General features: G+C 68.0%; 11 protein-coding genes. 5 read left to right on the forward strand and 6 right to left on the reverse strand.

Going from position 1 to position 11,873, the window contains the following annotated elements:
• Positions 1-13: 13 nt before the first annotated feature.
• The 3 genes from ACFTSF_RS05510 to ACFTSF_RS05520 form a co-directional block, all read right to left on the reverse strand.
• Complete coding sequence (locus ACFTSF_RS05510; RefSeq protein WP_344159579.1) at positions 14-565, reverse strand: L,D-transpeptidase; 552 nt, start codon at positions 563-565, stop codon at positions 14-16.
• A 185-nt stretch (positions 566-750) separates the two neighbouring features.
• Complete coding sequence (gene typA / locus ACFTSF_RS05515) at positions 751-2,613, reverse strand: translational GTPase TypA (RefSeq protein ID WP_344159582.1); 1,863 nt, start codon at positions 2,611-2,613, stop codon at positions 751-753.
• A 148-nt stretch (positions 2,614-2,761) separates the two neighbouring features.
• Positions 2,762-3,889 carry an FAD-dependent monooxygenase gene (locus ACFTSF_RS05520; protein WP_380152644.1) on the reverse strand — a complete coding sequence of 376 codons (1,128 nt, stop codon included), beginning with the start codon at positions 3,887-3,889 and terminating at the stop codon, positions 2,762-2,764.
• A 110-nt stretch (positions 3,890-3,999) separates the two neighbouring features.
• Between ACFTSF_RS05520 and ACFTSF_RS05525 the strand changes: the two genes are divergently transcribed.
• The gene (locus ACFTSF_RS05525) at positions 4,000-5,253 is read left to right on the forward strand and encodes an erythromycin esterase family protein (protein WP_380152645.1); all 1,254 of its coding nucleotides are present in this window, start codon (positions 4,000-4,002) and stop codon (positions 5,251-5,253) included.
• Here ACFTSF_RS05525 and ACFTSF_RS05530 read toward each other — a convergent pair.
• On the reverse strand, positions 5,247-5,990 hold the full coding sequence (locus tag ACFTSF_RS05530; protein WP_380152646.1) for an SDR family NAD(P)-dependent oxidoreductase: 744 nt from the start codon (positions 5,988-5,990) through the stop codon (positions 5,247-5,249). The two genes, ACFTSF_RS05525 and ACFTSF_RS05530, sit on opposite strands and share 7 nt — an antisense overlap.
• Positions 5,987-6,991: a hypothetical protein gene (locus ACFTSF_RS05535; protein ID WP_380152647.1), complete on the reverse strand. Its 1,005-nt coding sequence runs from the start codon at positions 6,989-6,991 to the stop codon at positions 5,987-5,989. Before ACFTSF_RS05535 ends, ACFTSF_RS05530 begins: the two co-directional genes overlap by 4 nt.
• A 139-nt stretch (positions 6,992-7,130) precedes the next feature.
• On the opposite strand from ACFTSF_RS05535, the gene mshA reads away from it, so the two are divergent.
• The 4 genes from mshA (at position 7,131) to ACFTSF_RS05555 (ending at position 10,973) form a co-directional block, all read left to right on the forward strand.
• Positions 7,131-8,381, forward strand: coding sequence for a D-inositol-3-phosphate glycosyltransferase (gene mshA, locus ACFTSF_RS05540; protein WP_380153083.1), 1,251 nt, complete (start codon positions 7,131-7,133; stop codon positions 8,379-8,381).
• Positions 8,378-8,866: a YbjN domain-containing protein gene (locus ACFTSF_RS05545; RefSeq protein WP_344159599.1), complete on the forward strand. Its 489-nt coding sequence runs from the start codon at positions 8,378-8,380 to the stop codon at positions 8,864-8,866. The genes mshA and ACFTSF_RS05545 overlap by 4 nt, the downstream gene beginning before the upstream one ends.
• Before the next feature lie 9 nt (positions 8,867-8,875).
• Entirely contained in the window at positions 8,876-9,622 is a 747-nt protein-coding gene (locus ACFTSF_RS05550; RefSeq protein ID WP_380152648.1) for a phosphoglyceromutase, read from the forward strand.
• 67 nt (positions 9,623-9,689) lie between these two features.
• Entirely contained in the window at positions 9,690-10,973 is a 1,284-nt protein-coding gene (locus ACFTSF_RS05555; protein WP_380152649.1) for a hypothetical protein, read from the forward strand.
• A 3-nt stretch (positions 10,974-10,976) separates the two neighbouring features.
• Here ACFTSF_RS05555 and phoU read toward each other — a convergent pair whose 3' ends face one another.
• On the reverse strand, positions 10,977-11,690 hold the full coding sequence (phoU, locus tag ACFTSF_RS05560) for a phosphate signaling complex protein PhoU (RefSeq protein WP_380152650.1): 714 nt from the start codon (positions 11,688-11,690) through the stop codon (positions 10,977-10,979).
• Between the last annotated feature and the right edge of the window lie 183 nt (positions 11,691-11,873).

Consider the following 11,873-nt stretch of genomic DNA (forward strand, 5'->3'; position numbering starts at 1 on the left):
AACGAACGATATGTCAGCCGCTGTAGACGACGACCTTGTCGCCGATCTTGATCTGGGCGTAGATCTTGGCGAGCTTGGCCTTGTCGCGGATGTTCAGGCAGCCGTGCGAGGCGCCGTTGTAGCCGCGGGCCTTGAAGTCGGACGAGTAGTGGACGGCCTGGCCGCCGCTGAAGAACATCGCCAGCGGCATCTTCGACTTGTAGAGCTTCGAGACGTGGTTCTTCGACTTGCGGTAGACCTTGAACTGGCCGTTCCGGGTCGGCGTCTTGGAGCCGCCGAAGCGGGCGTCCAGGACGTAGATCGTCTTGCCGTTGATCAGGTAGACCATCTTGCGCGTCTTCTTGTTGGCGCACATGACGCGGCCCTTCATGCACCGCGGGTCGAGGTGGTAGCGGCCGATGTACTTGGTCTTGACGGCGGCCTTCTGCGGCACGGCCACGGCGGTCTTGGGTGCGACCTTCGGAGCCACGGTCGCGGCCTGTGCCGTCGTACCGACTGTCAGAGCACCGACCCCGACGAATGCGACTGCGGTCACGGTGGCGCCGAGCTTACGCAGCATGCCCATGGTGTTTCCTTCCCCCAACTGAAGTTTTGCTGTTCACAGAGTCAGACGTCGGGCAGCGCCATCTGGTTGGTAACGATCCAGAAGTATCTGCCCGACGACGGGCCGAAAAACGGTGTATCACACCGGTGGAATTCGGCGCACGTCGTCGGGGTCGGCGTTGCCGAACCGTGTTGCGAAAAGGCTTATCAGGCCTTGGCTTTGCGCCCCAGCTTGGCGCGCTCGATCTGCGTCAGCGCGACCTTGCGCATCCGGATCGCGTCCGGGGTGACCTCGACGCACTCGTCCTCGCGGCAGAACTCCAGCGACTGCTCGAGCGAGAGCTTGCGGGCCGGCACCAGCTTCTCGAACTCGTCCGCGTTCGAGCGGACGTTGGTCATCTTCTTTTCCTTGGTGATGTTGACGTCCATGTCGTCGGCGCGCGAGTTCTCGCCGATGATCATGCCCTCGTACACCTCGGTGGTCGGCTCGACGAACATCGTGCCGCGCTCCTGCAGGTTGATCATCGCGTACGACGTCGCGGCGCCGGCCCGGTCGGAGACCAGCGAACCGGACGGGCGCGTGCGCAGCTCACCGAACCACGGCTCGTAACCCTCGAAGACGTGGTGGGCGATACCGGTACCCCGGGTGTCGGTGAGGAACTCGGTGCGGAAGCCGATCAGGCCACGCGCGGGCACCAGGAACTCCATCCGGACCCAGCCGGTGCCGTGGTTCGTCATCTGCTCCATCCGGCCCTTGCGGACCGCGAGCAGCTGGGTGACGGTCCCGAGGTACTCCTCGGGGCAGTCGATGGTCAGCCGCTCGACCGGCTCGTGGCGCTTGCCGTCGATCTCGCGGGTGACCACCTGCGGCTTGCCGACGGTCAGCTCGTAGCCCTCGCGACGCATCTGCTCGACCAGGATGGCCAGCGCCAGCTCACCACGGCCCTGCACCTCCCACGCGTCCGGACGCTCGGTCGGCAGCACCTTCAGCGAGACGTTGCCGACGAGCTCACGGTCGAGCCGGTCCTTGACCAGGCGGGCGGTCACCTTGGTGCCCTTGACCCGGCCGGCCAGTGGCGAGGTGTTGGTACCGATCGTCATCGAGATGGCCGGCTCGTCCACGGTGATCAGCGGCAGCGGCTTCGGGTTCTCGGGGTCGGTCAGGGTGTCGCCGATCATGATCTCCGGGATGCCGGCGATCGCGACGATGTCACCGGGGCCGGCCGAGTCGCCGGGCACCCGCTCGAGCGCCTCGGTGACCAGCAGCTCGGTGATCTTCACCCGCTGGATCGAACCGTCGTGGCGGCACCAGGCGACCTGGGAGCCCTTCTTCAGCGTGCCTTCGTGCACCCGGACCAGCGCGAGCCGGCCGAGGAACGGCGAGGCGTCCAGGTTGGTCACGTGGGCCTGCAGCGGCGCGTCCTCGGTGTACTCCGGGGCCGGCACGTTGGCCAGGATCGTCTCGAACAGCGGCTCGAGGTCCTCGGAGTCCGGCAGGCCGCCGTCGGCGGGCTGGGTCAGCGAGGCCCGGCCCGCGCGCGCCGAGGCGTACACGACCGGGAAGTCCAGGGCGCTCTGGTCGGCGTCGTGGTCGAGCAGGTCCAGGAACAGCTCGTAGGTCTCGTCGACGACCTCGGCGATCCGGGAGTCCGGCCGGTCGACCTTGTTCACCACGAGGATGACCGGCATCCGGCGGGCCAGCGCCTTGCGCAGCACGAACCGGGTCTGCGGCAGCGGGCCCTCGGAGGCGTCGACCAGCAGCACGATCGCGTCCACCATGGACAGGCCGCGCTCGACCTCACCACCGAAGTCGGCGTGACCGGGGGTGTCGATGATGTTGATCGTCACCGTCTCACCGCTGGCCATCTTGTGCCGGACGGCGGTGTTCTTGGCGAGGATCGTGATGCCCTTCTCACGCTCCAGGTCACCGGAGTCCATCGCCCGCTCGTCCACGTGCTGGTGGGCGCCGAAGGCGCCGGACTGCCACAGCATCGCGTCGACCAGGGTGGTCTTCCCGTGGTCGACGTGGGCCACGATCGCGACGTTGCGCAGGTCGTTACGGACAGGCATGGGGAAGCGCTCCAAGCAGTAGACTGGGTGTCAGGCGGTGGCTACGGCGTGTGTTGAGTCACGCCGCATTGATTTGCAGCAGGGGCCACTCGACGCAAGGCACAGCCTCTCTATCCTACCTGTCACGGTGCGTGGCAACGAATCGCGATCAGCTCCCCGGTGGCCGCCAGTCCAGGACCCGGGTGCCCGACCGCTGCGCCGTACGGGCGGGAGTCAAGCGGAGCAGTGCATTGCGCAACGCCTGCCCGCGACCGAGGTGCGCACCCACCCGCGCCATCTGCGCCGACCTGGCAGCCAACTTCTGGGTACGCCGGTAGCGCGCGCTCTCGTAGTCGCGCAGATCACCATCCGCCCGCGCCAGCAGCCCGACCGTCACACCGTCCTCGAGCGCCGAATTCGCCCCCTGCCCAAGCGTCGGCAGCATCGGATGAGCCGCATCACCGATCAACGCCGTACGCCCACGGGTGTATCGCGGCAAGGGCTTCGCGAGCTGCCACACGTCATGCCGGATCAACTCCGACGACTCAGTCGCCGCAATCAACGCCTGTACGTCGGGCGCCCAGGAAGCGAAGTGTTCGTGAACACCGGCCAGCTCGTCCGAGAATCGGTGCCCAGTCGGCAACGCGACGTACCCGTACCAATAGATCTGCTGAGCGCTGATCCGCAGCCTGCCGAACTCGGCTCGCGGTCCCCACACCATCGCGAACCGATCGGCCGCCGTGGTCGCATCGGCCACGACCGCACGCCAGCTCGAATACCCGCTGTAGGCCAACGAATGGCCGGGAAAGAGCGCATCCCGGGTGGCGGAACGGATCCCGTCGGCGCCGATCACGAGATCCGCGGTCGTGGTGTGTGTGCCCCAGATCACCTTGGCTCGTTCGCCTCCCGGCGTACCGGGCTCGACGGCGGTGACCCGCGCCCCGGTGACGAGGTCGGCGCCGCGAGCCGCCCCGGCGAGGGCTGCGTGCAGTGCTTGGCGGTGGATGCCGACCATCTCGTTGAGCGCGTCCGGTTCAGGTGCCCTCAGCAACCATTTGCCGTCCGAACGCCGGGTCCCGGCCGGACGAACGGCGTACCCGGATCGTCGGACCGCATCAGCCGCGCCGATCGCTGCCAGGGCCCGCATCCCGTTGACCGTCACGGCCAGTCCGGCGCCGACCTCGCCCAGCTCCGGCGCGCTCTCGAGAACCTGCACCTGCCAACCCGCCTGCAGCAACGACGCCGCAGCGGTCAGCCCGGCGATCCCGCCGCCGATCACAATTGCTCGTTGTGCCATGGCTCCACGCTAGGAGTTTGCGGCGTTCTTCGCGTACGGCGGTGGGCGTATTCGCGGAGCCTTCCAGCGGAGGATGCCTGGCGGGTGCTGCCGCGGCCAGAGTGATCGGCATGGACAAAATCACGCGTCGGCGGGTGTTAGCCGGATCAATGGGAGTCGCGGCCGGTGCCGCACTAGGGACACCGGCGATGGCCGTCGCGGACCCGATCGACAACTGGATCCGGCGCAACGCCCAGCCGATCGGAGACCTACGTCGGTCGATCGGTGGCGCGCAGATCGTCGGGCTCGGCGAGGCCGTGCACGGTACGGCGGAACTCACCCGGCTGAAGCTGCGAGTGGTCCGGTTTCTCGTGGAGGAGCTGGGTTTCCGGGCCATCGCCTTCGAGGACGACTGGTCACTCGGCACGCAGCTGAACGAGTACGTGCTCACCGGTCGTGGCGATCTGCGGGCGCTGGTTCGCCAACTCAGCAAGGAATCCCGGACCCACGAGATCGCCGAGCTGTTCGAATACCTCCGCGCCTACAACTCAACGCATCGCGACAAGGTCCGCTTCGCCGGCGCGGAGTACTTCGCCACCAGGCATCTCTCCTACGACGCGATCGACGAGTACGTCGGCCGCCGCGCCCCGGCCCGCCTGTCGGAACTGCGTCGCACCCTGAACCCGATCCGGCCGACCATGACGGATATCGGCGACTACGTGCAGTGGTACTGGCGCGAAGTTCCGGCAGCCGACAAGGCGTCGTACATCGCGAAGGCGGAGGCAGTGCACGACCTGATCGCGGATCTCCCGCATCGCGCCAACGACCGGGATCACGCGATCACCGAGCAGCACGCCCGGCAGATCCGCTCGTTCTACACCGCATTCAGCCTGCCAGAGGCCGAGATCTGGGCCTACCGCGATGCACGCGCGGCCGAGAACGTCCGCTGGTGGCACGGATTCACCCGCAACAAGGTCATCTACTGGGCCGCGAACGCCCACACGATGAACGCTCCGAACCTGCGCTTCGTGACCCCCGATGCCACCTTCACGAACGTCGGTACGGCGCTCCGCGACTGGTACGGCGATCGCTACCGCTCACTCGGCTGCACGTTCGACCGCGGTACGGCGTTCGGCGGGGTCGACCTGCCACCGGCCGCGCCCGACTGGTTCGAGCACCGACTCGGTGTGGCGAACCTGGACCAGTTCATGCTCGACCTACGCCAGCAGCCGCAACCGCCCGCGGTCCGCGCGTGGCTGAACCAGACCGCACGCACGCGCGGGGTCGCCGGAGTCCCCGGCTCATACCTGACCGGTGACAGCCCGGGCACCTGGTACGACGTCGTACTGCACACGCGCGAGGTGTCGCCGACGCACGCCTACTGAACGCGGTGGACCTTGTGCTGCGCCGCTTGGGCTCGGGGGCGGACGGTGATGCGGTCGAGGTTCACGTGCGGCGGGCGTGAGGCGACCCAGCTGACGATGTCGGCGATGTCGTCGGACGTGAGCGGTTCGGCGACCCCGGCGTACACGGCGTCGGCCTTGGCCTGGTCGCCCTCGAACCGGGTGAGGGCAAAGCCTTCGCTCTTGACCATGCCGGGCGCGATCTCGCTGACCCGGACCGGCTGGTCGAACAGCTCGAGACGCAGCGTGTCGACGACCGCCTTGGTGGCGTGCTTGGCGGCGACGTACCCGCCGCCGTTCTCGTAGGCCACCTGGCCGGCCGTCGAACCCATCACGATGATCGTGCCCTGCCCGGCGATAAGGGCCGGGAGCAACGACTTGGTGACGGCCGCGACGCCGATCACGTTCACCTCGTACATCCGCCGCCAGGCGTCCAGATCGGCGTCGGCCACCGGCTCGGCGCCGAACGCGCCACCGGCGTTGTTCACCAGCAGATCCAGCCGGTCACCGACAGTCGCGGCCAGTGCGGCCACGTCGTCCGCCGACGTGACATCACACTGGACCGCGCGACCGTCGATCTCCTTGGCCAGCGCCTCGATCCGATCCAGCCGCCGGGCGGCCGCGATCACCTCGAACCCATCCTTGGCCAGCCGGCGGGCCGTGGCGGCCCCGATCCCGCTGCTCGCTCCGGTCACCACGGCAAGTGGACGTTCAGTCATACCTTCAGTGTTTCACCCGCCAGGATCTTGTCCGAACCTGTCTCAGGTACGGCGGCCTGTCGCCGGGCGGAAGCGATCGTGAACACCAGCAGGAGCAGGCTGAGTGCGAGGAAACCACCGAACAAACCCAGCGTTTGTCCGTCGGGGTGGATGACCGACTGCCCGCGGAACGCCTGGACGCTGGTGGTCACCATCAGACCGGTGTAGGCGATGACGGCTACACCGACGAGCCGGGCGCGGACCCGTTCCGGCCGGAGCCAGACCACGCGGACCGCGAGGACGCTCAGCAGTACAACGACCGCCAGCAGGGCGTGGATCGCGTGCAATCCGATGAAGTGCGGCACCCGCAGGTCGCCGCCCTCAGTGCTCCAGTGGACGAACGGCAGGCCGGGACCGCCCGCCTCGACACCGACGCCGTGGCTACCGCCCAGCTCAACCGCGTTGCCGTAAGCGTCCACAGTCTGCTGGCGCGCGCCGTTCGCACCCACCAGGTAGAAGGCCAGAGCCATCCCAGCAAGCGCCAGTGCGATGCCGGTCCGGATCGCGCGGTTCAGCGGGGCATCCCCGACTCGCTGGAACTGCAGCAGGATCGCGATCACGAGACTCGCGCCGAACAGCCCGAGAACGCCGGACATGAAGACCTGCTGACCGACCTGGTTGAACGTGTCGGTGTTGGCGTTGAAGTGGCTGAACGTGCCGCGTGCGGCCTGGACGGCGACGAACCCGACGTCGACCACACCGGTGACCGCGAACACGGTCCCCAGCCACCAACCGAACCGCTTGCCCTTGCGCAACCGCGACAGCAGCCAGGCGAGAGTGGCGCCGTACAGGACGAAGGAGATGCCGAACTTGGCTGGCTTGAGCCAGACGGACTCGTTCAGGATCTCGCGGCTGTCGATCAGGAGACCGACGAAGGAGACCAGGACCAGGGCGGCCATGACCGACACCATCACCATCAGCGGGCGATGCCACGTGCGTACTTCGGCGAGGACTTTGTGCATGCATTCATGCTTTCTGCGCAACGCCTGCACCGCAGTGGGCTCAGTCCGCCTCCCATGGGGGTGGTAGGTCTACTTACCGGCGTACGCTGGCGAGGTGAGTTTCCCGCCGTCCGCCGACCGCCCGCCGCGGCGGGTCGCGATGATCAGCCTGCACACCTCACCGCTGGACCAGCCGGGTATCGGCGACGCCGGCGGCATGAATGTGTACGTCGTTGAGCTGTCCAAACAGCTCGCGGAGCTCGGGATCGAGGTGGACGTCTTCACCCGGGCGACCACGTCGGCGCTGCCGCCGCGGATCGAGCTGATGCCCGGCGTGACGGTTCGCAACGTCGCCGCGGGTCCTTATGAGGGCCTGACCAAGAACGAGCTGCCGGCCCAGCTGTGCACGTTCGCCCGGGCCGTCCTGCGGGCCGAGGCGATCCACGAACCCGGCTGGTACGACGTGATCCACTCGCACTACTGGTTGTCCGGGCAGGTCGGGTTGCTCGCGCGAGACCGCTGGGCGATCCCGCTCGTGCACACCATGCACACGATGGCGAAGGTCAAGAACGCCAGCCTGGCCGAGGACGACGTACCGGAACCACCGGCCCGCGTGATCGGCGAGGAGCAGGTGGTCGAGTCCGCGGACCGGCTGCTGGCCAACACTCCGGACGAGGCCCAGGAGCTCATCAGCCTGTACGGCGCTCAGCCGGCGAAGGTCGGTGTGGTCAACCCTGGCGTGGACCTGGAGGTGTTCGGGCCCGGCGACCAAGCGGCGGCGCGGCGGGCGGTCGGCGTACCGGAGGATGCCGTCGTCCTGGCTTTCGTCGGGCGGATTCAGCCGCTGAAGGCTCCTGATCTGCTGATCCGGGCGGCTGCGCGGATTCTGGAGCGGGACCCGTCGCTGAGAAGTCGGCTGGTGGTCGCGATCATCGGCGGCCCGTCGGGGAACGGGATGGAACACCCGGAGGCGCACGCCGAGCTGGCGCGGGAGCTGGGCGTGGACGACGTGACCCGGTTCGTGAAGCCGATGGAGCGCAGCGGGTTGGCCGACTGGTACCGAGCGGCCTCGGTTGTCTGCGTACCGTCGTACTCGGAGTCCTTCGGGCTGGTCGCGCTGGAAGCGCAGGCCTGCGGTACGCCGGTGGTCGCGGCAGCCGTCGGTGGGCTGACGACCGCGGTCGCGAACGGGCAGACCGGGCTGCTGGTCGACGGGCACCGGGTCGACGACTTCGCCGACGCGCTGGCCCGGATCGCGACGGATCCGGTCACCCGCGAGACGATGAGCCAGGCAGCGGTCAAGCATGCGCGCGGCTTCGGCTGGGAACTGACCGCTCGGAAGACGCTGACGGCGTACCGGACCGCAGCGGAGTCGATGGCGGCCGATCTGGCTGCGGAGGTAGCCGGATGAGAGTGTCCGCGGCGGACGTGATCCGCCAGGTGCTGACCGAGAACGAGATCGAGTTCACCGAGAGCTCACCAGGCGTCTTCAGCGCCGACCTGCCGGGGGAGCGCAAGCTCAAGACCACGGTCGCGCTGACGGTCGGCGCCCAGGCCGTCCAGGTGCACGCCTTCGTGGCCCGGCACCCCGACGAGAACCACGAGGCCGTCTACCGCTGGCTGCTCGAGAAGAACCTGAAGATGTACGGCGTCGCGTTCGCGGTCGACCATCTCGGCGACATCCACCTGGACGGCCGCGTCCCGCTGCACGCGATCACCCCGACAGAGGTGGATCGGCTGCTGGGCGCCGTACTGGAGTATGCGGACTCGTCGTTCAACACGATCCTCGAGCTCGGCTTCGCCTCCTCGATCCGCAAGGAGTACGACTGGCGGATCTCGCGGGGCGAATCCACCCGGAATCTGGACGCTTTCAAGGGCTGGCTGGAGCCTCGTTAGACTCGCCGCATGACCTATCGTCTGATCCTGCTCCGCCACGGCCACAGCGACTGGAACGCCAAGAACCTCTTCACCGGCTGGGTCGACGTCGACCTGAACGCTCAGGGTGTCGAGGAGGCGCACCGCGGCGGTGAGTTGCTCCGCGACCGCGGTCTGCTCCCCGACGTCCTGCACACCTCGCTGCTGCGCCGCGCGATCCGCACCGCGAACATCGCGCTCGAGGTGGCCGAGCGCCAGTGGATCGACGTCCGCCGTTCCTGGCGCCTCAACGAGCGCCACTACGGCGCTCTGCAGGGCAAGGACAAGAAGCAGACCCTCGAAGAGCTCGGCGAGGAGCAGTTCATGCTCTTCCGCCGCTCCTACGACACCCCGCCGCCCGCCATCGAGCGCGGCTCCGAGTTCGACCAGGCCGGCGACCCCCGCTACGCCGCCCTCCCGCCGGAGATCCTCCCCGCGACCGAGTGCCTCAAGGACGTCGTCGCCCGGATGCTCCCCTACTGGTACGACGCGATCGTCCCCGACCTCCGCGCCAACAAGACCGTCCTCGTGACGGCCCACGGCAACTCCCTGCGCGCCCTGGTCAAGCACCTCGACGGCCTGGACGAGCCCACCGTCGTCGGCCTCAACATCCCCACCGGCCTCCCCCTCCTCTACGAACTCGACGAGGACCTGAAGCCGATCACCCCCGGCGGCGAGTACCTCGACCCCGCCGCAGCCGCCGACGCCATCGAAGCAGTCAAGAACCAAGGCCGCTGACACCTGCCTTCCCCACCCGGACACGCGTGAGTGCGCGGGTGGGGGTTCGGGTTCGTACGGTTGGTGCGTGAGTTTCGTGCGAGCCCTGGGGCGGGGCGTTCAGCGGGTGTTGACGAGCGACAACCTCGATCTGTGGTTGCTGACCGGCGCAGCCGGAGTGTTCACGGTGCTCGGCATCGTGGATGTGGCCGACATGGCTGTGTTGAGTTCGGCGATTCTGGCGTTGCTGGCCGTCTTGGCGTTTGCACAGATCCGGTCCCGGCGACTGGTGGCCGAGATGGCGGGCAAGGGCCGACCGGCCGACGTACTGTTGCGGGATTTTCCTGAGGATCTGGCGCGGCGGCGGGCCGAGGCGGACGACGTACTGCTGATCGGGATTGCGATGGCGCGGACCGTTCAGGGATCGCGCGACGACTTCCACCGGGCGCTGGTGCGTGGGGCGCGGCTGCGGGTGCTGGTGGTCGATCCGAACGAGCAGGCGCTCGTCGAGCAGGCTGCGATGAACCGGCCGGTCGGTCGCGCGGCGCTGTTGTCGCAGCGGATCCTGAGCACGCTCGAGGAACTGGACGAGCTCAAGGCCAGCACACAGGGAAACCTCGAGATCCGGGTCGCGCAGTTCGTCCCGCCGATCGGTGTGAACCTGATCCGGTCGCGTGGTTCGTCGACCGTGACCGTCCAGCAGCCCGAGCTGCGGCCCGCGTCCGAGCCCGGCCCGATCATGCACTTCGCCGAGTCCGACGGCGGGTGGTTCACCTTCTACGCGCAACAGGCCGAGCGGCTATGGGAGGCCGGTACGGCGTGGCCGCCACCGCCGAGCCGCCGGCTGCAAGCGATGGCGCGACCGCAGTTCGCCCAGTCGTTCGGACCCGAACTCATGAATTCGATCAAGGCCGCGAACGACCTGTTCATCACCGGCGTCGCGCGGAACACGCTGCTGACCGAGAACTACAACGAATTCGAACGCCGTCTGCGGCACGGCTGCACGATCCGGATGCTGCTGATCGAACCCTCGTCCAGTGCGGTCGGGATCGCCGCCGAACGCTATTACGCAGAACGATCGCCGGCGTCGGCCAGGGCCAGAATCGAGCAGTCGCTGCGATTGCTGGCCGAGCTGGCCGCGTCGACCGGCGGATCACTCGAGGTCCGCCTCACGAACCATCCGATCCCGCTCGGAGTCGTTGCAGTCGACCCCGGCGGGCAGACGGAGTACTCGGCGCTGTTCGTCGAGTACTACACCTTCCAGGCTGAAGGCGAACCGAAGTTCGTCCTTCAGCCGGCTGACACTTGGTATCCGCAGTTCCTGGAAGAGGCTGAGATCCTCTGGCGTGCTGCGAAGCCCGTGCAGCTCTGACGGTCAGTCGCCGTTGCCGTTCGGGTTCGGGGTGGAGGCTCCGGCGCCGGAGCCGGCTGCGGTGCCGCCGACGGCGACCGGGAGCTCGCCGGTGACCAGGTAGACGACGCGGCGGGCCATCGAGACGGCGTGGTCGGAGATGCGCTCGTAGTACCGGCCGAGGAGGGCGATGTCGACGGCGACCTCGACGCCGTGCGGCCAGCTGTCGTCCATCATCAGGCGGAACTGGTTGGTGCGGAGCTTGTCCATCTCGTCGTCGGTGGCCTCGAGGGCGCTGGCGGCTTCGACGTCGCGGGTCTTGATCACGTCACCGGCGGCGTCGACCATGTGGCCGGCCACGGTGCCCATCTCCTGGATGACGTCGTGCAGCTCGGTGGGGATGGCCGGGGACGGGTAGCGCAGCCGGGCGATCTTGGAGACGTGGGCGGCGAGGTCGCCCATCCGCTCGAGGTCGGCGACCATCCGGAGGGCGGCGACCAGCATCCGCAGCTCGTTGGCGACCGGGGCCTGGCGGGCCATCAGCTCGAAGACCTTCTCCTCGACGCCTTCACCGGCCGCGTCCAGCTGGATGTCGGCGGCGATGACGTCCTCGGCCTGGCGGATGTCGGCCTCCAGCAGGGCTGAGGTCGACCGGCGGACGGCGGTGGACACGGTCCGGGTCATCCGCTCGAGCTCGGCGAGGATGTCGTCGAGCTGCTCGTGGTAACTGTCACGCATTGTGTTCGTTTCCGTTCTGTGGTGTGCCCGTGGCCCGGTGCCGGACAGGCCAGTACCCGCCCAGCGGTCACCGTATGCCGTCGAGGTTGCTAGTCGGCGACGAGTAGTGAACGCCTGATGAACAGTTGAGACGTGTCCCGGTCATCCCGTGCTCATACGGTCTTTCCCTGCTGGTTGCCCGCG

This window comes from Kribbella sp. NPDC056951 (assembly GCF_042674205.1).
In the GTDB taxonomy this organism is placed as follows: Bacteria; Actinomycetota; Actinomycetes; order Propionibacteriales; family Kribbellaceae; genus Kribbella; species Kribbella yunnanensis.